Source organism: Paenibacillus sp. ov031, from assembly GCF_900143165.1.
GTDB lineage: Bacteria > Bacillota > Bacilli > Paenibacillales > Paenibacillaceae > Paenibacillus > Paenibacillus marchantiae.
Genome location: NZ_FRDO01000002.1, coordinates 133746 through 158600 on the forward strand (window position 1 = coordinate 133746; position 24855 = coordinate 158600).

Here is a 24855-nt window from a genome sequence, read left to right on the forward strand (position 1 = left end):
TCTAACATCATGCTTAGTTAATGAAATTTTCTAACGAACTCAGGTGGCCTTTTTTGATGGAAAAGTCGCAACCTGGAGATTCTAGCGAACCTTAGGCACGCTAATTACTCTTTTTGGCGCTTTATCGGCTCCATTTCGTGATATGTCATGATATAGCGCTTCTGAGATTCGTTAGCTTCTCAAACGTACACCGAGAGTAGGAAAACTGCACAGTTCCACTTCACTGTTAAACTGTTGTTAATCTGTTCGTCGTTTTACATCTGTTAATAATCTATTGCTCTATCCTTATCCAACCGTATTCATCTTTCCTACTTTGAGGCCAGCATCTTGGATGCCTGTCCGAAGGAGATGCCTGTGTAGTAGTGTTTGAGAATCTGGGTCGCGGTGTGACCCTCTTGTGCCATGCCGTTGGCTCCCCATTGGCTCATGCCGACTCCATGACCGTATCCATACGTTGTAATCTGAACCTCATCTCCATCGGTCTTCCAGCTGAATTGGCTGGATCGAAGCCCAAGCAACTTTCGAGCCTCCGGTCCGCTAAACGTTTTACCTGCAATCTGTATCTCCTTGATCCGATGGCCTTGCGTTGTAGACAATACTTCCATCCAACCACCGCTCTGCTGCGCGCTCACAGGGATGGCATTCGCCCCCAGATTCAACTTCTGGAGAATCTCACTGCGCTTCATCGTGATGGTTTCCTCAAAGCCCGGAGCCAGGTTTTTATCCCACGGACTCGCTACACTTTGCAAATAAGGTACAGGGTTTCCCCATACATCCTCTGCATTCTCCGTATAACCATTACTTGTAGAGAAAAAGGATGCGGTAATCGCCTTGCCTTGATATGTCATGACGGAATCCTTGCTTTCGCGGACAGCCTGCTGCAGCTTCTCCCATTCCTTCGCTTTCCCCAGACGCGTCCAGTCCGCTTTCACTTGTTCTGGTGGTATGAACACCTGATGACTCACGGTATCCGTTACATCAGCTTCTCCTGAAGGTACACCGCTTGTATCGTTGGCTGCCAGCCTTCTCACGATAAATGTCCTTGCAGCGATGGCCTGTGCCTTCAGAGCTTCCAATCTGAACTCAGCTGGCATCTCGGCAGCGACAACCCCGGTAACATAATCTTCAAGTGGAAGATTCATCGTCGTACCGGTTGCAGACAGGTACACCCTTACTTGAGGTTCAGGGTAGGTAACAGGTACAGCTGGAGAAGGTGCTGGAGTCGTTACACTGCCTGTACCTGGTGGGATAGGGATCGGTTTAACCGGATCATCCGTCCGCGGCCAGACCAGTATGGCGGGGATCAACAGCGCAAGTGCAAGCACTGCCGATACAGCGGCCGCTGGCTGCCACCGAGTATTGTTCTTGCCCCATCTGCGGCCTCGGCCGAACGTACGCATTCGGCGGCGCTTCACACGACGAAACTGGTCTAATTCAATGACAGGCATGTGTATACGTGCCGCAGTGTGTTGAGCTGACTCCTGTTGGGAGCTAGGCCGTCTAGGAGATGTTGTTACGGGCTCATCTGGAACAGTTCTGATGTTCGTTGAAGCAAGCTTGTCTTTTTCCACACCGAAACCAGCAATCTCTTCTGGCTCCTTCACTAGTGGACGAGGGACAAGAGGTACCTTAACCTGCACACGGGCTTCTTTCATTTTGATATAACCCTCCGTTGTCCATGGCCGGTCAAGCGCCGGTCCTTTTGTTCAAATCCATAGTTTAGGGTATGAGCTGGCTGGATCTGATAGAACCTGATTTAAGAGAAACGAAGGCATTCCATATGTGGCGATTTCTAACTTAATTCTGCTATGTATTATTAAAAAACATTGATCTGTCGCGGAATCCTTTTCCATAAGGTACCACCCGTTCCTCCAAAAGCATGCTCTTTCATTCTGTTCAGAATTGGTACAGAATATGATGTTATGCTATATAAGTTAGGACCAGCTATTAATAGAATCAGGTACTGATTCAATGGATCGTTGAACACAAAAAAAAGCCAAGCCAGATGGCTTAGCTTTTGATCTGAATTTAAATGACAGCACGCATGCTCTCGTATCCGCAATATACAATGATGTGTGATTCATATTAGAGAGCAACGCCTATTGTCCAATTCGATGTTATGCCCAGGTCGGTTGTACTTTGAACAGCGGTACTTCTTCCCCGACTTTTTCATTCGATGCTTTAACTGCATCCAGCTTAGGCTCTTCAACCGAAATACGATAAATATCGGCTCCAAGTCCGTTAAGCTTCTCAGCGAGATGTACGTAGCCACGGTCGATGTGATGAACACCGCCCACTTCCGTTGTACCTTCAGCAACAAGACCCGCGATAATAAGTGCGGCACCCGCACGCAAATCGGTAGCAGTTACTTTGGCACCCTTCAGCTTGGCATTGCCCGTGATGATGGACGAACGTCCTTCAACTTTGATCTCCGCATTCATCAATTGGAATTCATCCACATGCATGAAGCGATTTTCAAAAACAGTCTCTGTTACAACACTGGTTCCCTCAGAGGCAAGCAAAAGCGCCATCATTTGGGATTGCATATCGGTAGGGAAACCTGGGTATGGTAATGTTTTCACATCCACAGCCTTGAGCGGACGATCCGCAATGACACGAACGCCATTCTCGTCAGGATGAATGGTTACACCCATCTCTTCCAGCTTCGCAATAACAGAACCCAAGTGGTCTGAAATCGCACCTTCGATATACACATCACCACCGGAGATTGCAGCAGCAGCCATATAGGTACCTGCTTCAACCCGGTCCGGAATGACGGTATGCTTCACGCCAGACAGTTTCTCCACACCTTCGATGCGGATGACTCCTGTTCCGGCACCTCGTACTTTGGCACCCATTCCATTCAGGAAGTTGGCAAGATCCACAATCTCTGGCTCTTTTGCCGCGTTCTCAAGAACAGTTACACCTTCAGCCAATGTTGCAGCCATCATAATATTTTGAGTGGCACCTACAGAAGCCACATCTAGATAAATTTTCGCGCCACGCAACCGTCCTTGGCTACGAGCTTCTATATAGCCTTGGCCCAAGCTGATCTCAGCGCCCATGGCTTCAAAACCTTTCAAATGCTGATCAATAGGCCGTGTACCGATGGCACATCCACCAGGAAGCGAAATTCTTGTATGACCCATACGCGTCAACAATGGCCCCATGACCAGAAATGACGCCCGCATTTTACTTACCCATTCATACGGTGCCTCACAGGAAGTAAGTTTCTCCGCATTTACGGTAATCACTTCGTCCCGGTATGTAACACCCGCTCCCAGCGATTCCAACACCTTGTTAATCGTCATCACATCGTCTAGAGGAGGAGCGTCAATAATAACGCTTTGTCCTTCTTCCCCTAAGAGAGAGGCAGCGATGATCGGAAGAACAGAATTTTTAGCGCCGCTAACTTTGACACTTCCGGTCAACCTTTTGCCACCGCGGACGATAAATTTGCTCATCATGGTTCCCTCCGCGCTTTTATTCCCTTTTCTTCATTCCGGAATACGTAAGCCCTTCTGTAATAGAAAAGACTGTTGCTGTGTGTGGAATTTCGACATAGCCTGGCAAATAATGCCCTTGATGTCTATTCAGAAAAGAATTGGTTTATGATCCATATCGATGATACCACGTGCGTTGCATGATGCCCTCCGACTTGTAAATGTAATGCCTTACAGGCCAGCAAACATCTGAACAGACAGATTGGGATGATTAGTAGCCGGATTCAACCGGATATCCCGTTTATAACCACAAAATAAGTGAACAATTGTGAATTCCCTAACTTCCATCATAACATTGTTGAATTGTACGATACAAGCATTTTTACATAAAACATCTCAAATTCATCCAATTCCACGTCACACTTTTTTCTTAATTTCTTTGCCGACAACTCATACTCTAATTGTTAACACAATTAATCGATGTTATTCGACATTACACTGCTTGAAGAACCTAACAGATGATTAACCAACCATCTCAACATTAAAACAAATGGCGCAACATTTGTGTCCATGACAAATAGTCAATGACAAAGCCTGAAACAGCATGCCCAAGTATAATGGCCAGCAGTAAATGTAACAGTCTTCCCTGTGCTCCTCGTGGCTGCCTGATGATTAAATCCAGCTTGAGATTCTGCAAAGCCCACCACGACAACGCTATACATAAAAGAGAGACGATAATCGAAACTAAGCCATTCGTACTTAATGTCTGGTTCAACTGATTCGTCAGGTCAGTATCCATATATTCATTACCTCCACATTTGTTGCAGCGATCAGCATAATTATGCCTGGCATCCATAACTTGTTAGAACAATGGAATGACTTGAACACAACGTACTGAGCCTACTGTCAGACTTACTCCTGCTATGCAGGAAATCTGGATGCCCAATCACGGAGCAGCAACAATCTGGCTGTGAATGACTATGGAATTCATCAACGCAGCTTCCTGCATCTGCTGACTCTATGGAATATAGGCTCTTTCATCATACATTGTCAATTACATTGATTTCCACTTTGATAATATTTTAAATTCAAAATGCCGGGATTTTGTGACTAAAACGACATAAAAGAGCGTTATTTCGATATCGATCCTGTCATTTCCTCGGAAATAATTTGGATTTCCGTCGTTAAAAATGGTTCCAACAGTGATCATTATCGCCACGACTTTAGTCCTACATTCTATTCAACTGCCCATAAACGGTGAATACAATTAACTTTATTTGCCGTTAAATCAAGAGCTTCAACCGAAGAAAATGACCATATATTTTACTGTAACTGGAAAAGGCAACGTTCCAAAAACTCAAAAAAGCCCGGCAGACTAAGCCGCCAGGCTCCAATGAACAGTTTATTTGCCGTATACGTTGATCCGGTTAACCGCTTTTTGCAGAGCAATCTCTGCCCGACGGTGATCAAAATGATCCTGATTGCTTTGGCTGCTGAGACGGCGTTCTGCCCGCTCTTTCGCCGCACGCGCACGGTCCACATCGATACTTTCCGGGAATTCGGCACTTTCTGCGAGGACAACAACCTTATCTTTACGGACTTCGATAAAACCGCCGCCAATAGCGACCTGCTTGTTCTGTTTTCCGTTTTTGATAATGATTGGTGCGATCTGCAATGGTGTAACCATAGGGATGTGACCTGGCATAATACCCAGTTCCCCTTCAACACCACGAACGATGATACTATCCACTTGCTCTGTAAATACCAAACGCTCAGGCGTTACAATTTCCAACAAAAAGGTGCTCAATTCCATCCCTCCTGAAACTATCCGATAGCTCGCTTCATAAGGACAATCCTGGATTCAGATTATACCAGTGTTTTGGCTTTCTCCACTGCCTCTTCAATTGTACCCACGAAGAGGAAAGCTGCTTCCGGAAGATCGTCATGCTTGCCTTCGAGAATTTCTTTAAAGCTGCGCACCGTTTCTTTAACCGGAACGTATTTACCCGGAATACCGTTAAATGCTTCAGCAACGTGGAATGGCTGGGACAAGAAACGTTGAATTTTACGAGCACGGTAAACGAGCGCTCTGTCTTCTTCACTCAGCTCGTCCATACCCAGAATCGCAATAATATCCTGCAATTCATTATAACGTGCCAAGATACGTTTAACGCCTTGAGCTACGTTGTAATGCTCTTCGCCTACAACTTCAGGGGACAAGATCCGGGAGCTGGATGCCAGCGGATCTACCGCAGGGTAGATACCCATCTCGGAAATTTTACGTTCCAGGTTCGTCGTTGCGTCCAAGTGGGCAAACGTCGTTGCTGGAGCCGGGTCAGTATAGTCATCCGCAGGCACGTAGATGGCCTGGATGGATGTTACGGAACCTTTTTTAGTCGAAGTGATACGTTCTTGCAGTTGACCCATTTCCGTTGCCAGCGTTGGTTGGTAACCTACCGCGGAAGGCATACGTCCGAGCAAGGCAGATACTTCTGAACCTGCTTGAGTGAAACGGAAGATGTTATCGATAAAGAGCAACACATCACGGCCTTCTTCATCACGGAAGTATTCCGCCATAGTCAGACCAGTGAGGGCTACACGAAGACGTGCGCCTGGAGGCTCGTTCATTTGTCCGAAGACCATTGCTGTTTTGTTGATAACGCCGGAATCACTCATCTCGTGATACAAGTCATTACCTTCACGTGTACGCTCACCAACACCTGCGAATACGGAGATACCGCCGTGTTCTTGTGCGATGTTGTTGATCAATTCCTGAATCGTTACGGTTTTACCTACACCGGCACCACCGAAGAGACCGATTTTACCACCTTTGGCGTAAGGAGCCAACAAGTCGATAACTTTGATTCCTGTCTCCAGCATTTCAGCCTGGGTAGTCAGTTCATCAAATGCAGGAGCCGAGCGGTGAATCGGATTTTTATGTGCAGCAGCTACAGTGCCGCCAGTATCAATGGCTTCGCCGAGTACGTTAAATACACGACCCAGTGTCGCTTCCCCAACAGGTACAGAGATTGGAGCTCCTGTATCTACGGCTTCCATACCACGAACGAGTCCGTCCGTGGAGGACATCGCGATACAACGTACCCGGTTGTCACCCAGATGTTTCGAAGCTTCGAGTGTCAGATTAACACTTACGCCGGCTTCGCTTACTGTAGTGATCGTAATGGCATTGAGGATTTCCGGCAGACCGCCGCGATCAAACTCGACGTCAACAACCGGACCCATGATGCTCACAACGCGTCCTTTGTTCATCTTAACGTTCCCCTCCTACAAGCCTGCTACTTTTGCAAAAATAATGTACCGTTCGTTTATCTTTGCTCTGCAAGCCTTCATTAATAAAAAACGGTTAGCCTTGTGCTGCGTTGGCACCTGCCACAATTTCCGTAATCTCCTGCGTGATCGCCGCTTGACGGGCACGGTTATAGGTCAATGACAAGTCATTAATGAGTTTAGATGCATTTTTGGTTGCATTACCCATGGCCGTCATTTTCGCACCCAGCTCACTCGCTTTACCGTTCAGAAGAGCACCATAGATCAGCGTTTCCGCATAACGCGGAAGCAAAACCTCCAGTACTGCTTCAGGAGACGGCTCATACTCGTAGCTTGCAGTCGGTCCTTCTGCAGCAGTTACCTCAGGTGTTTCCATCGGAAGAAGACGTTCTACCGTAGGAATCTGGGTCAACGCATTTACAAAGCGGTTATAACAAATGTACAATTCATCAAATTTACCCAATTCAAACCCTTTAACAGCTTCGTGTGCGATGGATTTGATATCTGCAAATGATGGCGAATCGGAAAGATCCGTTGTAGTGGATGTCATCGCCATTTCACGTCGTTTGAAATAATCGCGTCCCTTACGTCCAATGACGAACAATTCGTAGTCATTCTGAGAGTTGTGCTTTTCTTTGAGTGTCAGGTTGACCTGACGCAAAATATTCGCATTGTAACCACCCGCAAGACCGCGGTCCGATGTAATAACCAGATAAGCTGTCTTTTTGACCGGACGACTTTCCAGCATCGGATGCTGAACCCCTTGCGTGCTTTTTGCAATACTTGCCACAACTTCTTTCAGCTTCTCCGAATAAGGACGAGCTGCTTCCGCTTTTTCCTGCGCTTTACGCAGTTTTGCGGCAGCTACCATTTCCATTGCTTTGGTGATCTGCTTGGTGCTTTGTACGCTTTTAATTTGCCGCTTTATTTCGCGCATGCCTTTTGCCATGATTTCACCACCTTCAAGTTTTGACGTAGTCAAAACTACTTCGTAAGCCCAAACTTAAACTTTGGCGAGCCAAAGTTACTTCGTAAGCATTCACTAGTTTTGACATAGTCAAAACTACTTCGTAAGCATATTGAAACTTTGATAGATCAAAGTTTTACATGCAGACATGCGGAATCGGTTAAACAACTCCGCAACTGCATATCATCTATTTAGACAGAGACAGCAAAGCTCTTTCTGAACTTCTCAATAGCATCTTTCAGAGCGGATTCATTGTCTGCAGTCAATTCTTTTGTATCACGGATGGACCCAAGAATTTCCGGATGGCTGCTCTCCATGAACGCGAGGAACTCACCCTCGAAACGAGTAACATCACCTGTAGGAATCTCATCCAGGAACCCTTTAACCGCTGTGTACAAGCTGACTACCTGTTGTTCTACAGGCAGAGGCTGGTTTACACCTTGCTTCAGGATTTCCATCATACGAGCACCACGATTCAGGCGGGCCTGAGTCGCTTTATCCAGATCGGAACCGAACTGGGAGAACGCTTGAAGCTCACGATATTGAGCGAGGTCGAGACGCAGGGAACCTGCAACTTTTTTCATCGCTTTGATCTGAGCAGAACCACCAACACGGGATACGGAGATACCTACGTTGATCGCCGGGCGTTGTCCAGCATTGAACAAGTCAGCTTCCAAGAAGATTTGTCCGTCCGTAATGGAGATTACGTTCGTCGGAATGTAAGCAGATACGTCGGAAGCTTGTGTTTCAATGAACGGCAGTGCGGTTAAAGAACCACCACCGAGCTCATCATTCAGCTTCGCTGCACGCTCCAGCAAACGGGAGTGCAGGTAGAAGACGTCACCCGGATAAGCCTCACGGCCCGGTGGACGGCGAAGCAGCAAGGAAAGCTCACGGTATGCGGAAGCTTGTTTGGTCAAATCATCGTAGATGACCAAAACGTGCTCACCTTTGTACATAAAGTACTCACCCATCGAACAACCGGAATACGGTGCGATGTACAACAATGGTGATGGGTCAGATGCTGCTGCAGTTACAACAATCGTGTACTCCATTGCGCCTTTACGACGAAGAGTTTCTACGACTTGTGCAACTGTAGATTGTTTTTGACCGATAGCAACATAGATACATTTCATGCCGCTACCTTTTTGGTTCAGGATGGCATCAATCGCGATTGATGTTTTACCTGTTTGACGGTCACCGATGATCAACTCACGTTGTCCGCGACCGATTGGAACCATTGCGTCAATGGCTTTAATCCCTGTTTGCATCGGCTCATGAACCGATTTACGATCCATTACGCCTGGTGCTTTACCTTCAACCGGACGGAATTCCGTTGTAGCGATTGGCCCTTTGCCATCCACTGGAATACCGAGCGGGTTAACAACGCGTCCAATCAATGCTTCGCCAACAGGCACTTGCATGATTTGACCGGTACGTTTTACTTGGTCGCCTTCACGAATATCATAGTAAGGTCCCAGGATAACGATACCGACGTTGCTCTCTTCCACGTTCATGGCGAGACCCATAACACCGCTTGGGAATTCAACCAACTCGTTGGACATGACATTCTCAAGTCCGTAGACACGAGCGATACCATCACCAACCTCAATAACCGTCCCGACTTCGACTACATCGATATCGTTCTTGTATTGTTCGATCTGGCTCTTAATTAATGTACTGATTTCTTCTGGTTTGATACTCAAGTGTCCTCACCCCAATCTACTGTACTCGTCTGTTAAAAGACTGCTCAAGACGTTCAAGCTTGCCAGCCAAGCTACCGTCATAGATCGTATCGCCAATGGCAACTTTCAATCCGCCCAGCAAAGTCGGATCGACAATGTTCTCGATACGGATCTTTTTATTCACACGGCCACCGAATTCACGGGCTACCGCTTCTTGTTCTTCATCATTCAAGGCATAAGTCGAGTACACGCGTGCATCGGCTATGCCGAGCGATTCGCCCTCGATCTTCACATAATCATTCAGCAGAGCTTCCAGCAGTTCAACGCGTCCACGCTCAATCAAAAGCAAGACGGTTTTCAGAACAGGTTCAGACACCTTGCCGTCAAGACTTGTGCGAAGTACATTCTGTTTTGCCTCTTCAGAGATGTTGGGTGACTCGATAAATTTACCGATTTCCGCATCACCAGTGATGGCAATTACAACAGTACGTAGCTCTTGTTCGACTTCAAGCACCTTCTGCTGTCCGAGAGCAACTTCAAACAATGCTTTCGCATAACGCTTAGCAACAATCGTATCGCGGCTCATTGTCGGCCTCCTACCTCATTGAGGTATTGGTTCACAAGCTCCTCTTGTGCAGGACCGTTCTCAACTTCTTTTTTGATCAGCTTGGAAGCGATTTGAACGGAAGCTGTACCCAGTTCGCTGCGAAGGGCTGCAACCGCTTTGTTCTTCTCGCTCTCAATCTCACGCACAGCATCGTCTTTTAGGCGATTCGCTTCTGCTTTTGCATCCGCCAGAATCGTTTCAGCCTGTTTGCCGCCTGTTTGTTTGGATTGTTCAATGATGTCATAAGCATCTTTACGCGCTTTTTCAAGAGCCTGCTTCTGTTCCTCAACATAGGCAATAGCCTGATCCCGCGTTTGGGCAGCCTCATTCATTTGCGCCAATACGAGCTCACGACGTTTTTCCATAATGGAGAAAAGTGGACCAAATGCATAACGGCTAAGCAGCCAATATAAAATACCAAATGCTATAATCGCCAGAACTGTATTTTCCCATACGAAATTCAATCTGTTCACTCCTTCCTGAAGGTATCCTCAGGCCGCAACTCCGGTTTACGGACGCTACCTAAAAAGAAGGCGCGGATGGCTGTGGCCTTCCCCGCCAAACCTGCACTGATTTTATTAAGCCGCTCCGTAGAACATGAACGCGAGTACTACACCGATGATCGGCAATACCTCGATCAAACCTACACCGATAAACATTGTTGTTTGAAGAGTGGATTTTGCTTCCGGTTGACGTGCAATACCTTCCACCGTTTTGCTAATTACCAAACCGTTACCGATACCTGCGCCAAGTGCGCCCAATCCTGCAACAATTCCTGCTGCCACTAATGCCATTGCTCCCATTTGTATATCCTCCTTAGAATGTTCGTTCAAATTTTATAGTTCAGCCCTACAGGTTTAACCGTATTGGACCTGAATCTTAATGTTCCTCATGCGATTCGACGGTTTGTGATATGTATACCATCATCAAAACCGTAAATACGAATGCCTGTATGGCTCCGATGAAAATACTGAATCCCTGCCATGCCGTCAACAGCGGAATTGCTGCAATTGCGCCAATCCATTTGAATGCTGTAAGTTTCATAATCGTGGAGATCAGAACCTCACCTGCAAAGATGTTGGCGAACAAACGCATACCGTGTGTCAACAACTTGGATGCCGTCTCCACAATGTTGATTGGGAAGAACAGCCAGTGTGGTTGGAAATAATGCTTGAGATACGCTTTGGTGTTACGGAAAAGTCCCAATCCATGCGCGATAGCAAATGCGATCAACGCTAGACCCATGGTTACCGAAAGGTCAGCCGTAGGTGATTTCCACCAGGCAACTTCGATATGTGGATGAGCTTCAGGATTCTTCTCATGAGCTTCATGGAACGCTTCTTGGACGGAGACAATTGGCTTGCCAAAGATTTCAGCTTGGCTTGCATCCGTAGCCCCAGTTACAAAGCCCAAAGGGAGACCCAACATGTTTCCCACAAAGATAAACATAATCATTGTGGTTGCCAAGGTAAGGAAATGCTGCCCCTTCTTCATGTCCATCGTGCTCGAGATCAGGTTACGTACAAACTCAATCGCCCACTCTAGGAAGTTTTGCATTTTGCCCGGATTTTCCACTGACAAGTTCCGCGTAGCCAGTTTTGCAACAATAAATACAATGGCGGATGTTACGATCAGCATCAGCAGAACAGACAAATCCAGATGGAACCCACCCAGGTTAATTATCGGAGATTCATGCATATTTTTCTCACCCCTTTCTCATTCGAAAGCTTGCAGCACCTCTATGAGTCTGCTTTGCGGGACAACAATATCCCTATAAATAGTAAGGAAAATTGCGCTATGACCAAGCCAACTACAACCGCATATAAATTGAAGTATTGCGGATACTGCATCGCCACGAAAACAGCGAGTACTGCGAGAGCTGCTCTAGTCAAAAATCCCAGGTTCACACGCTTAAGGTTTCCTTCCGCTGCACCATCCAACATTCTCCTGACTTTGCGACCCAGATAAGACGCGTTGATCCAACTGATCACCGTTCCTAGGGCCAGTCCCAAAGCTATTGTTTCCACACGGGGCAGAAAGGCCGCTGCTAGAAAACAAATCATAAGAAAGTACATGATGAAAACAGTCATCCATCTGCGGTATCTGGTTAGTTCACTCATCACTTTCCCCCATGAATTTTTTCGCGATAAAGTAGATGCTTACGCCGCCTGCTGCCAAAAAAAAGAGAACGCTTACGGCGATCCATATTCCGCTACCCCCGATGGTCTTGTCCACCCAGGAGCCAACGTAATATCCGGCAACAGCGAGAATGGCAATCTCGATTCCAAAAGCTGTCACGAGCCCCATCGCTTTCCATACATTATCGTCATGGTTACGGGATGAATTTGGTTTGTTCGAATCGGCCATTTTCCACGCCACCCTTGCAATCCCAGTTAATTTTACTGAATGATGAGAGCCTTTGTCAATTGAATGATTTTAGCGTTTTAAAGGGGAAAACGACGGGAATACAGGCCCTCAGAGCCCATAAACCCGCGTAAACCGTACAGTTTAACTGTATGCTGTACCCTTTAATAATCCGTTAGAAAAAATGAATTATTTTTTGAATTTTCTGTGAAATGATTCCGGACGTTCACTATTCACACCAAAATGATGCAAAATCGCATTGACAATTCTTTCTGAAGCATGTCCATCACCATAAGGATTGGCAGCCTGACTCATGCTTGCATACAGTGTTTCGTCTGTAAGCAGAGCTTTGGTGCGCTCATATACACGTTCCTCTTCGGTACCCACCAGCTCCAGTGTTCCAGCCTCAATTCCTTCCGGACGCTCCGTTGTATCCCGAAGGACGAGAACAGGCACACCAAACGAAGGCGCTTCTTCCTGCAAACCTCCTGAATCTGTCAAAATCAAGTGAGTATGCGGGTAAAAGTTATGCAAATCCACCACGTCTAGTGGATCAATAAGTTGAATACGGGGGTGATTCCCCAAAATCGCGTGAGCCGGCTCCTTCACAGCAGGACTTAGATGTACCGGATACACGATGGCAATATCCTCAAACTCGTCGGCAATCCGTTTGACGGCCTGGAAAATGTTACGGTGAGGCTCGCCTTGGGATTCACGGCGGTGAGCTGTCATCAGCACAAGACGCTTGCCCTGTGCCCAATCTAGTACCGGATGTGTGTAATCCTGCCGTACTGTATATTGAAACACATCTGTTACCGTGTTGCCTGTGACATACGTACTAGACTCCGATTTATTTTCTTTGGCAAGGTTGGAAGAAGACCAGTCCGTCGGTGCAAAATGCAAGTCAGCAAGCACACCGGTTAACTGACGGTTCATTTCTTCCGGATATGGAGAGAGCTTGTTCCACGTGCGAAGACCTGCTTCCACATGCCCCACCTGAATCTGCTGCAGGAACGCAGCATAGCTGGCTACAAACGTTGTCAGCGTATCACCGTGAACCAACACGATATCCGGCTTTGCTTCACGCAAAACCGGCTCCAGGCCTCCCAGCACACGAATCGTAATTTCATTCAACGTCTGGCGATCTTTCATCACATCCAGATCGTAGTCTGGATGAATATCGAATACTTCAAGAACCTGATCCAGCATCTGACGATGCTGTGCAGTAACGCAAACGATCGATTCAATAGATTCGGGATGTTTCTGCAGTTCCAAAATAAGCGGAGCCATCTTGATGGCTTCCGGGCGCACCCCGAATATCGTCATGACTTTAATTTTCTTGGACATTGAAGCAAAGCCCCTTTTCTATAAGTTCATGTTCAAAAAGTCCGGTTTTCAGTACCAAGAATATGGAATGAAGGTAGAAATGGAGTAGCGGAGCGTAGGGAAAACTACGTGAGCAACGGACATTTCGGCTGAATTTCATATTCGATGTCGATGATGCCCTTGGGCATCCTTCGTAATCAAAATTGGACTTTTTGAACAACCTCTTACAAAGCATGCGATATGCTTATTTAGTGCCGTATAGACGGTCTCCTGCATCCCCCAGTCCGGGAACGATATAGCCGTGATCATCCAGACGATCGTCCAGTGCAGCAACGTAGATGTCTACATCCGGATGCGCATCCTGAACAGCTTTTACTCCTTCAGGAGCTGCAACAAGGTTCATCATTTTGATTTGCGTGCAGCCGCGTTTTTTGAGCACATCAATAGCAGCAATGGCAGAACCGCCAGTTGCCAGCATCGGGTCGATGACAATCAACTGACGCTCTGTCACGTCCGTAGGCAGCTTGGTGTAGTATTCAACAGGTTGCAGGGTTTCCGGGTCACGGAACAAACCTACATGTCCAACTTTTGCCGCCGGCAGCAATTTGACAACACCATCCAGCATCCCAAGGCCCGCACGCAAAATCGGCACCAGCCCAAGCATACGTCCGGAAATGACTTTTCCTTGTGTTTCAGCTACTGGTGTCTGTACATCAATAGTTTCCAGCTCAACATCTCTTGTAATCTCATAAGCCATCAGTGTAGCCACTTCATCCACCAATTCACGAAAATCTTTCGTATTCGTACGCATGTCGCGTATAAACGTCAGTTTGTGTTGAATCAAAGGGTGATCACATATTACTAATTTTCCCATCTAATTTGTCCCTCCGGTATGTTCTTCATGTTCAGCATTACCAAATATGCCTAATCATCATTCATAGGCCCGATAAATCCTGTATATTATATCATCACCTACTCCGAATTACACCATCAAAGGGCACTTAATCATTACAGAAAACCGAATCCTATAAAAATAGGACCGGAAAAATGAGTCTTCCGGTCCTTTTTGCTCTCGCTGTTATGTCAGTTGAATGTTAAAAATGTGTAAACACTATGAAGCTCCGCAAACCGAATGACCTTCTGATCGCTGTTATCCCCAGAATTCTTTTGATCCATTAATAAATGGTGGAATTCCGGTGATAAAGGCGAGCGCTACGCTTCTTCAGGTTCTTTCGGTTTGCTCCGTCTGAGTGTTTACATAAGAACATCTCAAATACAAACACCATGAGCAAGTTTTTTAGTATTTAAGGTCAGTGTAGAGCGGGAATTGGTCCGTAAGTGCCGTTACTTCAGCACGGGCTTCATCCAATTTAGCTGTATCTTTAGGGTTTTTCAATGTTTTCGCAATGATCTTACCAATAGCTACCATCGCTTCTTCGTTCATACCACGGGAAGTAGCTGCAGGTGTACCGATACGGATACCGCTCGTTACAAACGGGCTAGTTGGGTCAAACGGAATTGCATTTTTGTTCACGGTAATGCCGATGGAATCAAGTACATGCTCAGCTTCCTTACCTGTGATATTCACGCTGCGTGTGTCGATCAGCATCAAGTGGTTGTCTGTACCGCCGGATACGATGTTCAATCCTTCAGCAATCAGCGTTTCAGCCAATACTTGTGCATTTTTTACCACGTTTTGTGCATACGTTTTGAACGAAGGTTGCAGTGCTTCACCGAATGCTACCGCTTTGGAAGCAATCACGTGCATCAGAGGTCCACCTTGGGAACCAGGGAATACCGCTTTATCAATCGCTGCTGCCCAAGCTTTGCGGCACAGAATCATACCACCACGAGGTCCACGCAGCGTTTTGTGAGTTGTTGTCGTTACGAAATGCGCATGTGGAACCGGGCTTGGATGCAAGCCTGCAGCTACCAGTCCTGCAATGTGAGCCATATCCACCATGAACAAAGCACCTACATCATTAGCGATGGAAGCAAGCTTTTCAAAATCAATGATACGCGGATATGCACTTGCACCTGCAACGATCATACGAGGGCGATGTTTAAATGCCGCTTTGCGCACTTCATCATAATCAATCAGGAATGTATCTTCTTGTACACCGTAAGCCACGAAATTGTACAGCAATCCGGAAGCATTAACCGGGCTACCATGTGTGAGGTGTCCGCCATGCGCAAGGTTCATACCAAGCACAGTATCACCTGGTTTCAGAGCCGCAAGGTATACTGCCATGTTCGCTTGTGCACCGGAGTGAGGTTGAACATTCACATGTTCTGCTCCAAACAATTCTTTGGCACGATCACGCGCGATATCTTCTACGATATCCACATGCTCACAACCACCGTAGTATCGTTTGCCTGGATATCCTTCAGCGTACTTGTTAGTAAGTACAGATCCCATTGCCTCAATAACCGCTTCGCTTACGATATTCTCGGACGCGATCAGCTCAATGTTGTTTTGTTGACGTTTCAGTTCAAGATTCATCGCTTCCAGTACTGCCGGGTCATTCTTGCGCAATTGTTCCATGATTAAATTCCTCCCAGTTATAAGTGAATTTATAAAGCGAAACTACAGTGGTTACACTCCTGACTTCGATTGCATCACCATCTTCCGATCGCTGTTATCCCCAGATTTTTCTGAACTCCCTTATAATAAGGGGGAAATCCGGGGATAAAGGCGAACGCTTTGCTTCTTCAGATTGGTGTTGCACTCTCCGTTTTCGTGTAAAGTCTAATTTGGCTTTAAATAGGTTGAAGATATCAGTCACAAAATGTCGAATCTGGTTGCTCTTCCATACGATACACTGCACGCTCGCCGCCAATCAACTTCGGACGGGTCAGTGCTGTAGTTACACGGGCATCACCGATGTAGCGGAGTGCTGTTCTGAAAGGTACTGCCACATGCCGCAAATGCATGCCAATCATCGTCTCCCCAATATCCAGTCCCGCATGGGCCTGCACATGTTCAGCCAGGCATGGATCGGTCAGCGAGCGATACGCTGCGGATGCCATGGAACCACCTGCTTTGGGCACAGGTACTGCACCCACTTCAGTCAATCCAAGACGTGTAAGCAGTGAACGCTCCATAACCAGCGCACGGTTCAGGTGCTCACAGCATTGGAATACAACATCAAAACCGAACTCCTGCTGCACCTCGCGTATACCCGCAAGAAGCTGCTGCGCTACTTCAACAGCACCGCTTGTACCAATCCGTTTGCCTGCAACTTCACTTGTACTTGTACCGATCACAACGATCTGTCCAGGTCCAAGCTGTCCGGCAAGCGCCAGTTCACGCAGAATGGATGCGGTCTGTTCATGCAATCCGGGTTGTTCCGAATCTAACTCAATAGTCATCCTATCGCCTCCCGATAAAATCATGCCCGGCTTCCTCTTGGCTGCCCTTGGTATTCTCTTGTATGGCATTTCAGGTACTATTATAGCGAATAATCAGATGAAAGACGAAAAAAAGAGCAGTCTGCGGGTAACGCAGAATTGCTCTTTTGCCCAGGCGACCGGCCGTTTGTTCCGGTGCTCCATCGTGGTTATGCCCACTTCGTCGCCAGTTACACCGGATCCCTGTTTTCCCATTCATCATAAAACAACCTGCGTTTAAAATCAACGGGTAATTTACATCCCATGTACGTTTTTTATATGGAAATCTATCGGTACCTGGGAATGATTAAACGAATCCAATTACTCCAACTTGTCCAAAAGTCTATCGAGCGCAGTCCGAATCTCTGCCGCAGCGATGTTGTAATCGTCGCGACTGCCGCCAAACGGGTCCGAAATATCAAAGCTCGGAATGCGTTGTCTGATCTCGATTGCCCGCTCACGTTCAGATGCCAAAATCTCCTGACCTAGCGCACGTTTCATTTCGAATGTTGCAAACAGGCTGTCCAATTCCTGAAGATCATTCAAGACTTGTTCGTCATTTTCCGCATACTCTTTCAAGGTATACGTCTTGTGTACCGAGTCAGGAAAAACCTGCATGACATGCTGTTTATGACTGCGTGTTAACGTGAGAATCAGGTCGGCCCAGCCGACTAGGTTGGAGCTAAGAAGCGTCGAATGTGGGGGTCCCTCAACGTTGTGATCCCTTAATACAGCCTCCGCATGACGGGAAATCGGCATGCCCGTTGTTGCGGCTACACCTGCGGAACGAACGTCCACCTGAATGCCCCGCTCAGACGCCAGTTTACGTAAAAGTCCCTCCGCCATGGGGCTGCGACATGTATTCCCTGTACATACAAACAAAATATGTTTCATTGTGGTTAGCCTCCCCATTTTGCAAATGTTGTCGAATCATGTTTGAAACTCCATCTGAACCAATGAAACTCTTAACTATATATTGAAGACTGCACTAGGCTGTAATTATGGTTAACGTCGTTTTTTTTAAAATATAAACAAAAGTCCAAAAGCGAGCAAGATCGCTCCGCCGACCGCTTCTCCGTAATCGCCCATATTCTGGCTCACACGCCGTCCCAACATCAGACCCATGACGGACATTGCTCCACCACAGACACCAAAAGCCAGTACCGTTAACACCAAGTCACTGCTGAACATGCCGAGCGAGACTCCAACGGAAAACGAATCCACACTGACACTCAGTGAGAACAGTATCACACCGAGCAAAGATCGATGATCCACCAGTTTGGTATCTCCCTCCCGGAAAGCGTTCAAGATCATATGGGCGCCGAGCAGGACCAGCAGACCGCCAGCTGCATACGTCGTAATGTCACCAAGCAAGGAACTGACATATTTGCCCGTATACATGCCGATGAGCGGCATGATGATGTGAAACAGGGCCGTTACGGTACTGATTCGCAATACGTCTCTCATACGAATGCCCTTCATACCAATCCCGATGCCGAGTGAGAACGCGTCGAGTCCGAGAGCGACGGCCATAATCAAAATGGTTACCAACTGCCCTACATGGGCAGACACATCCCACATCCCCATACCCCCAAGTCACGTAAAGGTTCTTGTACACCTTATGCGGACAAGGACATAAACATGACCTGAGAAGACATTTTGCAATCCCAGCTCAAAAAAATGGAATTGCTAGTCGTAACTAGAGGACGAGTGCCAGAGGGAAATATTCTAGCGATATTATGGAAAAAGGGAGCTATCGGTCACCGACCTGAATGAGTCGGTGACCTGCCGCCTTGAGCAGCCGGTTCATGACGGCTGCTCCCAGTCCTTCGCGCGAGCAGGCTTCAGCCACAATATATGTGGCGCCTTGCTCATCGCAGCTACGCAGCGCGGCGTACAGCCGGCGCGCTGCTTCCTCCAGCTCGCTGGCTTCGCCCAGCGAGAACACGGCATCGGCGCGGTACTGCTCCGCGTGCTCGGCGAACGCCAGCACTGCGGTGCGCTCCCCGCGCAGCGCCGCCTCTGCGAGGGCGGCGCTGATCCAGGCCGCCACCGCTGCGGGCGGCCCCTCCACCACGCACAGCGCACCTGTGGGCGCGTAGTGCGTGTACTTCATGCCCGGCGAGCGCGGCGCCGGGCTGTCATCGCCACCGGGCCCCTCGGCGAGCAGCGCCGGGTCCGTGGCGACACGGGCGGCAACGGCGGACAGCTGTTCCGCCGTAATGCCGCCAGGGCGCAGGATGGTGACGGTACCGTCGTCACCGACCTGCACCACCGTGGACTCGACGCCCACCCCGGTGGGGCCGCCGTCCACGATGCCGCCGATGCGGCCTGCCAGATCCTCGCGCACATGTGCTGCGAGTGTCGGGCTTGGCCGCCCGGAGCGGTTGGCGCTCGGCGCGGCGACCGGGCATTCCGCCGCCGCGATCAACTGCAAGGCCACCGGATGATCCGGCATACGCACGGCCACCGTGTCCAAACCGGCGGTAACCCGCGGGGATACCACCCCTGGCCTAACCGGCAGCACAAGCGTAAGCGGCCCCGGCCAGAAGGCCGTCATCAGCGCCTCCGCTGTGCCATTCACTTCCGTGACCAGTGAATCCAACTGGTCACGCTGTGCAATATGCACAATCAGCGGATTGTCCGAAGGCCTCCCTTTGGCTGCAAATACAGCTTCAACCGCAGCTGTACTGCGAGCGTCTGCGCCAAGACCGTATACCGTCTCGGTTGGGAATGCCACGGTCTGTCCTTGACGAAGACAGGCTGCGGCATCCTGTAAGTCAGCAAGAGCCTGTTTATACGCACTCCCTTTTGCCACGTCATTCTTGTTCTCATTGGTTACCAGTACATTGACATCCCACATACTTGTAACCATTTTCTCTGTACTTTCATCGTTCTCCATGCCTTTCATGGAAGACTGATGCAATTGCTCGTTCTCTCTCGTCATATATCCATCATTCCTAAACTTCAGTAGGGTAGTTAATGCAAGACATTCCGCTTCCGAGATGCCTTCTTCGCTTATGTTTTCTGATTCCTATAATTATAACATATCTGCTCTGCCCAAGGATGCGGTCTGAATCTTCCCAGCGATTAACATCATGCGATCTTTGACTCGAGCCTATGATAAAACAAAAGGGCACTTCCATGAATCGAAGTCCCCTGATAAAGCTTATATCCAGCAGCATGTTATACAGTTATGCAAACAATCCCGTCACCCAATCCCACAATTTGACCGCCATATCCCACAGGAAGAAACGCGCTTCTGGTGTAGCTGCCTGCACAGATGCTTGTGCGTCCCCAGGCTCTACGGCAGCTGCAGATGCTGTTGCAGGCTTCGCCAGCGCATCACCTGTTCCTGCATCTATGAAGCATAATGGTGGAAACAACACACACCACCAGTTTTGTCCCTCACCTTTTCCCAGTGTTATCCGCACTGCTTCGTAATCTCCAGCCGGATATACGGTACCCCCATATAATTTGGTTGGAAACGGAACAACCCCAAGTTCCACCTGATATGAATAGGTTAGGCCACGATTGGCAAGCTCTTCTCCTACACGATCCTCGATTTCAGATAAATGCTGACGGATGACCCCACGCGCTTCTTCCAGACTTTGCGGATTCTCCAGTTCGGTTACCCACCCATTCATTTGGGCAACGACGGCGTCCCGAATCTCGCGTTTGACCAACTGATCTCCCGCTGCATCCGAGTTTGCCAGAATACGCAAGCGAATGGATTGTTCCGGAATGGCTGTGGCCGCCACAGCTGCATCGGTTTTCTGACCTTCCCACATCATAATAATCATCATAAGACATACAATTATAAGTCCAATTTGTTTCGCGATTCTTCTGCTCATTCCGTTCTCCCCCTCGGCTCCCGTGATCATGATCCCTGTAACTCTCTCATGTCTATCAGTATGCCCGGAAGAGACGGAAGTAAACCTGCTAGATTACAAATCTACTAAAATTTTAATAGGCGGGTAATACTTAAAACGAAAGGACTGTTAGTTCGCTTTATGTATGACGAAAATCAAAGAAGCGCCTGCCTATGGAACGCTTGTCGGCTGGCACTTCTTTGATAAATCTAAAACTCTAACCTACCCTTGATATTCCAATTAGCATGCTGTATGGATGCCCTTGCTTCTCGGCTTCTCGGTTACTTATTCACCCGAAAAGCTTCCCAAGCCCCGCCAACCGAATTGCGGCTCGCTACAAGTTTACCGCCGTTATTCAGATCACAGGTCACATACAGATTATTGGCGAGAGCCTGCAACGCGATTGTTCCATCACCCAAATCCACACGATTGAACTTCTCCCATTGCTGAATGGTTGTGGCTTTTGCGATCAGGGCCCCACCCATATTAACATCCGCTGTGACATATTTATTATTGATTTTGGACTTGAGGGACACCGTTCCATCGGAGTTCGTGATCCATTCAAAAAGCTCCCAGTCTCCTGCCGTCGTCCGATTGGCGACAAGCTGGTCATTGCCTTGATTCTCGGCAGAGATGATTTGCTGATTGGCTTGAGCAACCAGATAGTTGTATCCACTTGGATTCGGAGGCTGCACCGTGCCCCCACCCGTAACCTCCGAATATACGGCTTGAAGCAGCGCACCTGAGCGGTCATTGCTGTACTCCCAGAACATGATGCCACCCAGATTGCTGTTTTTCACATATTGCACCTTCAGGCTGAGCGATTGCGGGTCGTCATAGGAGATAAAGGTATTCCCATTAAACAGATAAGGAGCTTGGGCACTGCTGTCCCAGTACCGTGTATACCCGTTTTTATTCAAATATTGGCTGACAATAGTGTTGTAGTCGGGTTCAAAACCACCCGAAGCTGGCCTGTCCAGACCATTGTTCGAATTCTGGACACCAGTCCAAGCCCGGCCGTAAAAGGCTCCGCCAATAACCAGTTTATTCGCGGGAACACCGCTATTTCTGAACAGATTGACCGCAGACGTTACACTAATATCTCTTCCGGACAGATTCGTATGATGACCTGTGGTTGCGTCCCAGGTTCCATGAAAATCGTAAGTCATCAGATTGATCCAATCGAGCAGAGGCGTGATATTATTGATTTCCACACCATTCAGATAACTGCTGCTCGCTCCGGAGGCAATGGTCAGCAGATATTGTTTTCCATTCATTTGTCCTTGAGCATTCAGCTTCTCACGAACCTTCGAGAGCAGTTGTGTGAAGTTTTGTTTATCTTGCGGCCGTGCAGTTGTACCGGCAGCAGGGTTGGTCGGATATTCCCAATCCAGATCGACGCCGTCCAGATTGTTGGAGGTTACCAACTGCACAATGCTGTCGGCAAATGTTGTGCGTGAGGCGTCCGTTAGCGCAGCGTCTGAAAAACCGTTAGCTCCCCAGCCACCAACAGACAATATCACCTTCAGATCAGGGTTTCTGGATTTCAGTCCAACCATAAGTTGCAGTTTGGTACGATCCGAGTTTGTAATGGTTGCTTTGCCGTTAGAGATGAGTGCAAAGGAGTAATTGATATGAGAGAGCTGTTCTGCCTTGATATCATTCGCGGTCCAATTAGCCCAACCAGCCACGTAAGCAATAATTTTCTTTGGAAGAGGAGCTGCGTCAGCTTGTTTCGCTGGTCCGAAGGCAAATGTTGAAACGGTTAGTGCAAAAGATAAAAACAAGAGCATGAACACTTTTACAAATGAAGGGATCGTACCAACTCGATTTAGGTTCATCACTTAACTCTCCTTTGGGTTTTAATTTTAGGAATTCAGCGGTAGCCTCACGTTTTGGTTAGCAGGAGGATCACGCCCTGTACTCCCTGCTGCTTCTCTCGTTAATGCCGCTGAAAGGCTATGTTTGTTTATCCACATCGCTTTTCCACCCTTTCTGTTCCAATCAGACTCGAAATAAAGGAAGCGTTTACAATTAAATGTAATCGATTTCATTAAAGAAAAAGGAACCTGAGCCGCTGAACATTCGTGGATGGAATACATAGATTCGCAGAAAAAATAGGCTAACTCAAAAAGGATCATAGTACGTTGAGCTGAAGGGCAATGGGATATCAAAGGAAATTTGTCGCTGAACAATTTTGATAATCTAGGGAAGAAGTACACCAACGAAATTACAATTACATTCATCATTGGCATGACTGGTTGCATGGATGAGGAGTAGGTTGATAACCGACTTTCAAAGTATTGATTACTGTCTGACGTGTAGAGTGTAAGTAGGCGGGTAAAATACGTATATAATCTAGTTAAAATTAGGATAATACAGAATTGAAATATTTGTCAATAAAATTTAAATTTGGCATTCATTCAAAGTTCCAAAGATCGCCTTGCCTTTTTAACAAAAAAAAAGATCTTCACCTGGCTGCGCAGGCAAAGATCAGAATAACAAACAAATCACTTACTGCTCCATAACATATTCCCCCTCTTAATGAGAAGCTGGATGTCCCTAGCAGAGATGAATCATACGAAACTTCAAGATTACGCTGTTGTCTTTTCCTTTTTGACCATACTCGATAAACGTTCCAGTAAGGTAGGTCGTTGTTCACCTATAAGAAGCTCGTCCTCTTCTTCCTGGCCATACAATTTAATGCTCATCACCAGCCCGATACATGCCATATTAATGAGCAACGAAGTGCCTCCATAGCTGATAAATGGCAGCGTAATGCCCGTAAGCGGCATCAGCCCAAGGAAAGCACCAATATTTTCAAACACCTGATATAACAACATGCCGATAATCCCCACAATCACGACAGGTCCCGCCCGGTCTCTACAGTGTAAAGCGATTAACACCATACGATGAATGAGGATAAAATACATTAAGAGCAGAACAGATCCACCTACAAAACCAAACTCCTCGGCAATGACCACAAAAATGGAATCCGAATACGTATACGGTACACGCCCCGATTGGACGGATGTTCCCTGCATATAGCCTTTGCCTGTTATGCCCCCCGAGCCTATGGCGAGACCCGCATTTTTCGTATGCCAGGAAGCTTTCGACGTTGCTTTATCCGGTACAAGCCAAGGATCAATACGCTCGGCCCAGTGCTCCCGGTTCGCCTTTTCCAGAAAGGTAAAAATCTCATCGTGATATGACGTATATGCTTTGACGAATCCAAAAAAGGTTATCCCCACAATGGCAAGAGCAATTAGTGCATGCGACCACTTGATATTCCCTATCCATAACACAGCGACCAGAATCACGATGTATCCAAGGGCGTTGCCCAGATCATTCTGAATCATTACGAGTGCAAAGGGAACGAACGTCCATAAACCAATAGGAACGATGTCTTTCCAGAAACGAAGCGTAGAATTTTTTCTTTTGACCAATACATGAGCCAGAAACAGAATCAAGATCATTTTAAACAACTCTGCAGGTTGAAAAGAAAGATAATCATTAATCTTTATCCAGCCATTCGCATTATTGATCGTGCCCCCTATGAAATTAACAAGAATCAACAGGACAATCCCAAACCCGTAAATATAAAACGCATATTGGATATACAGTTTATAATTGACCAATCCAATACCAATGAGGGCTACGAATCCAATTCCGTAAAACTGCAAGGTTTTGATATGATGATTGCCCAATTTCGGATCGGACTGAATCGCACTGTACACCGTAAATACACTCATGACCATAAGCAGCAGCAACACAAACAGAATAACCCCGTCCATCTTCTTCAGCATTCTCAGCATGTTCCCACGTATCCCCCTGAGGCTCAACACCCAATAATTATTTCCATTAGTATTTAATATTACCATTGTATAGAATTGGAAGGGAAAATGGAAATCCG

23 protein-coding genes and 1 riboswitch are annotated in these 24855 nt (G+C 47.4%); all 23 genes read right to left on the reverse strand.

The window, feature by feature from the left end:
- Nucleotides 1-308: 308 nt before the first annotated feature.
- The 23 genes from spoIID to BUA17_RS11000 all read right to left on the reverse strand — a co-directional run bounded on the left by spoIID (nucleotide 309) and on the right by BUA17_RS11000 (nucleotide 24757).
- Entirely contained in the window at nucleotides 309-1655 is a 1347-nt protein-coding gene (spoIID, locus tag BUA17_RS10890; protein ID WP_072733624.1) for a stage II sporulation protein D, read from the reverse strand.
- A gap of 462 nt (nucleotides 1656-2117) precedes the next feature.
- Nucleotides 2118-3464: a UDP-N-acetylglucosamine 1-carboxyvinyltransferase gene (gene murA / locus BUA17_RS10895; protein ID WP_083678749.1), complete on the reverse strand. Its 1347-nt coding sequence runs from the start codon at nucleotides 3462-3464 to the stop codon at nucleotides 2118-2120.
- Nucleotides 3465-3984: 520 nt separating this feature from the next.
- Entirely contained in the window at nucleotides 3985-4242 is a 258-nt protein-coding gene (locus BUA17_RS10900; RefSeq protein WP_062321714.1) for a DUF1146 family protein, read from the reverse strand.
- Between the two features lie 603 nt (nucleotides 4243-4845).
- Nucleotides 4846-5250, reverse strand: a complete 405-nt coding sequence (locus BUA17_RS10905; RefSeq protein WP_062321712.1) for a F0F1 ATP synthase subunit epsilon — start codon at nucleotides 5248-5250, stop codon at nucleotides 4846-4848.
- A gap of 59 nt (nucleotides 5251-5309) precedes the next feature.
- On the reverse strand, nucleotides 5310-6713 hold the full coding sequence (gene atpD / locus BUA17_RS10910) for a F0F1 ATP synthase subunit beta (RefSeq protein WP_063567728.1): 1404 nt from the start codon (nucleotides 6711-6713) through the stop codon (nucleotides 5310-5312).
- Nucleotides 6714-6807: 94 nt separating this feature from the next.
- Nucleotides 6808-7680 carry an ATP synthase F1 subunit gamma gene (gene atpG, locus BUA17_RS10915; protein WP_063567727.1) on the reverse strand — a complete coding sequence of 291 codons (873 nt, stop codon included), beginning with the start codon at nucleotides 7678-7680 and terminating at the stop codon, nucleotides 6808-6810.
- A 209-nt stretch (nucleotides 7681-7889) separates the two neighbouring features.
- Nucleotides 7890-9404 (reverse strand): F0F1 ATP synthase subunit alpha, encoded by a 1515-nt coding sequence (atpA, locus tag BUA17_RS10920; RefSeq protein WP_063568357.1) that lies wholly within the window; start codon nucleotides 9402-9404, stop codon nucleotides 7890-7892.
- Between the two features lie 16 nt (nucleotides 9405-9420).
- Complete coding sequence (locus BUA17_RS10925) at nucleotides 9421-9969, reverse strand: F0F1 ATP synthase subunit delta (RefSeq protein WP_064641894.1); 549 nt, start codon at nucleotides 9967-9969, stop codon at nucleotides 9421-9423.
- Nucleotides 9966-10454 carry a F0F1 ATP synthase subunit B gene (gene atpF / locus BUA17_RS10930; protein WP_063568355.1) on the reverse strand — a complete coding sequence of 163 codons (489 nt, stop codon included), beginning with the start codon at nucleotides 10452-10454 and terminating at the stop codon, nucleotides 9966-9968. The genes BUA17_RS10925 and atpF overlap by 4 nt, the downstream gene beginning before the upstream one ends.
- 114 nt (nucleotides 10455-10568) lie before the next feature.
- Complete coding sequence (atpE, locus tag BUA17_RS10935; RefSeq protein WP_062321699.1) at nucleotides 10569-10793, reverse strand: F0F1 ATP synthase subunit C; 225 nt, start codon at nucleotides 10791-10793, stop codon at nucleotides 10569-10571.
- Nucleotides 10794-10869: 76 nt separating this feature from the next.
- The gene (atpB, locus tag BUA17_RS10940; protein WP_063568354.1) at nucleotides 10870-11688 is read right to left on the reverse strand and encodes a F0F1 ATP synthase subunit A; all 819 of its coding nucleotides are present in this window, start codon (nucleotides 11686-11688) and stop codon (nucleotides 10870-10872) included.
- 41 nt (nucleotides 11689-11729) lie between these two features.
- Nucleotides 11730-12110, reverse strand: coding sequence for an ATP synthase subunit I (locus BUA17_RS10945; RefSeq protein WP_063568353.1), 381 nt, complete (start codon nucleotides 12108-12110; stop codon nucleotides 11730-11732).
- Complete coding sequence (locus BUA17_RS10950) at nucleotides 12103-12357, reverse strand: AtpZ/AtpI family protein (RefSeq protein WP_063568352.1); 255 nt, start codon at nucleotides 12355-12357, stop codon at nucleotides 12103-12105. Before BUA17_RS10950 ends, BUA17_RS10945 begins: the two co-directional genes overlap by 8 nt.
- 186 nt (nucleotides 12358-12543) lie before the next feature.
- Nucleotides 12544-13701 carry a non-hydrolyzing UDP-N-acetylglucosamine 2-epimerase gene (gene wecB, locus BUA17_RS10955; protein WP_072733625.1) on the reverse strand — a complete coding sequence of 386 codons (1158 nt, stop codon included), beginning with the start codon at nucleotides 13699-13701 and terminating at the stop codon, nucleotides 12544-12546.
- Between the two features lie 223 nt (nucleotides 13702-13924).
- On the reverse strand, nucleotides 13925-14554 hold the full coding sequence (gene upp, locus BUA17_RS10960; protein WP_053782842.1) for a uracil phosphoribosyltransferase: 630 nt from the start codon (nucleotides 14552-14554) through the stop codon (nucleotides 13925-13927).
- A gap of 423 nt (nucleotides 14555-14977) precedes the next feature.
- On the reverse strand, nucleotides 14978-16225 hold the full coding sequence (glyA, locus tag BUA17_RS10965; protein WP_162842473.1) for a serine hydroxymethyltransferase: 1248 nt from the start codon (nucleotides 16223-16225) through the stop codon (nucleotides 14978-14980).
- A gap of 233 nt (nucleotides 16226-16458) precedes the next feature.
- On the reverse strand, nucleotides 16459-17052 hold the full coding sequence (locus tag BUA17_RS10970) for a TIGR01440 family protein (protein WP_063568349.1): 594 nt from the start codon (nucleotides 17050-17052) through the stop codon (nucleotides 16459-16461).
- A 141-nt stretch (nucleotides 17053-17193) separates the two neighbouring features.
- Nucleotides 17194-17275: riboswitch (ZMP/ZTP riboswitch) on the reverse strand.
- A gap of 116 nt (nucleotides 17276-17391) precedes the next feature.
- Nucleotides 17392-17964, reverse strand: a complete 573-nt coding sequence (locus BUA17_RS10975; RefSeq protein WP_063568348.1) for a low molecular weight protein arginine phosphatase — start codon at nucleotides 17962-17964, stop codon at nucleotides 17392-17394.
- Between the two features lie 126 nt (nucleotides 17965-18090).
- Nucleotides 18091-18651 (reverse strand): manganese efflux pump MntP, encoded by a 561-nt coding sequence (locus BUA17_RS10980; RefSeq protein WP_063568347.1) that lies wholly within the window; start codon nucleotides 18649-18651, stop codon nucleotides 18091-18093.
- A gap of 172 nt (nucleotides 18652-18823) precedes the next feature.
- A complete protein-coding gene (locus BUA17_RS10985) occupies nucleotides 18824-20017 on the reverse strand; it encodes an L-threonylcarbamoyladenylate synthase (RefSeq protein WP_072733626.1) in 1194 nt (397 codons plus the stop codon).
- 247 nt (nucleotides 20018-20264) lie between these two features.
- A complete protein-coding gene (gene spoIIR / locus BUA17_RS10990; protein WP_072733627.1) occupies nucleotides 20265-20924 on the reverse strand; it encodes a stage II sporulation protein R in 660 nt (219 codons plus the stop codon).
- Between the two features lie 299 nt (nucleotides 20925-21223).
- Entirely contained in the window at nucleotides 21224-22783 is a 1560-nt protein-coding gene (locus tag BUA17_RS10995) for a glycosyl hydrolase family 18 protein (RefSeq protein ID WP_072733628.1), read from the reverse strand.
- Between the two features lie 753 nt (nucleotides 22784-23536).
- Nucleotides 23537-24757, reverse strand: a complete 1221-nt coding sequence (locus BUA17_RS11000; protein ID WP_072733629.1) for an FtsW/RodA/SpoVE family cell cycle protein — start codon at nucleotides 24755-24757, stop codon at nucleotides 23537-23539.
- Nucleotides 24758-24855 lie beyond the last annotated feature (98 nt).

Coding starts and splice junctions, on each gene's coding strand:
- spoIID (WP_072733624.1), bottom strand. CDS start 1,655: ATGAAAGAAGCCCGTGTGCAGGTTAAGGTACCTCTTGTCCCTCGTCCA.
- murA (WP_083678749.1), bottom strand. CDS start 3,464: ATGAGCAAATTTATCGTCCGCGGTGGCAAAAGGTTGACCGGAAGTGTC.
- BUA17_RS10900 (WP_062321714.1), bottom strand. CDS start 4,242: ATGGATACTGACCTGACGAATCAGTTGAACCAGACATTAAGTACGAAT.
- atpD (WP_063567728.1), bottom strand. CDS start 6,713: ATGAACAAAGGACGCGTTGTGAGCATCATGGGTCCGGTTGTTGACGTC.
- atpG (WP_063567727.1), bottom strand. CDS start 7,680: ATGGCAAAAGGCATGCGCGAAATAAAGCGGCAAATTAAAAGCGTACAA.
- BUA17_RS10925 (WP_064641894.1), bottom strand. CDS start 9,969: ATGAGCCGCGATACGATTGTTGCTAAGCGTTATGCGAAAGCATTGTTT.
- atpE (WP_062321699.1), bottom strand. CDS start 10,793: ATGGGAGCAATGGCATTAGTGGCAGCAGGAATTGTTGCAGGATTGGGC.
- atpB (WP_063568354.1), bottom strand. CDS start 11,688: ATGCATGAATCTCCGATAATTAACCTGGGTGGGTTCCATCTGGATTTG.
- BUA17_RS10945 (WP_063568353.1), bottom strand. CDS start 12,110: ATGAGTGAACTAACCAGATACCGCAGATGGATGACTGTTTTCATCATG.
- BUA17_RS10950 (WP_063568352.1), bottom strand. CDS start 12,357: ATGGCCGATTCGAACAAACCAAATTCATCCCGTAACCATGACGATAAT.
- wecB (WP_072733625.1), bottom strand. CDS start 13,701: ATGTCCAAGAAAATTAAAGTCATGACGATATTCGGGGTGCGCCCGGAA.
- upp (WP_053782842.1), bottom strand. CDS start 14,554: ATGGGAAAATTAGTAATATGTGATCACCCTTTGATTCAACACAAACTG.
- glyA (WP_162842473.1), bottom strand. CDS start 16,225: ATGGAACAATTGCGCAAGAATGACCCGGCAGTACTGGAAGCGATGAAT.
- BUA17_RS10970 (WP_063568349.1), bottom strand. CDS start 17,052: ATGACTATTGAGTTAGATTCGGAACAACCCGGATTGCATGAACAGACC.
- BUA17_RS10975 (WP_063568348.1), bottom strand. CDS start 17,964: ATGAAACATATTTTGTTTGTATGTACAGGGAATACATGTCGCAGCCCC.
- BUA17_RS10980 (WP_063568347.1), bottom strand. CDS start 18,651: ATGTGGGATGTGTCTGCCCATGTAGGGCAGTTGGTAACCATTTTGATT.
- BUA17_RS10985 (WP_072733626.1), bottom strand. CDS start 20,017: ATGACGAGAGAGAACGAGCAATTGCATCAGTCTTCCATGAAAGGCATG.
- spoIIR (WP_072733627.1), bottom strand. CDS start 20,924: ATGAGCAGAAGAATCGCGAAACAAATTGGACTTATAATTGTATGTCTT.
- BUA17_RS10995 (WP_072733628.1), bottom strand. CDS start 22,783: ATGAACCTAAATCGAGTTGGTACGATCCCTTCATTTGTAAAAGTGTTC.
- BUA17_RS11000 (WP_072733629.1), bottom strand. CDS start 24,757: ATGCTGAGAATGCTGAAGAAGATGGACGGGGTTATTCTGTTTGTGTTG.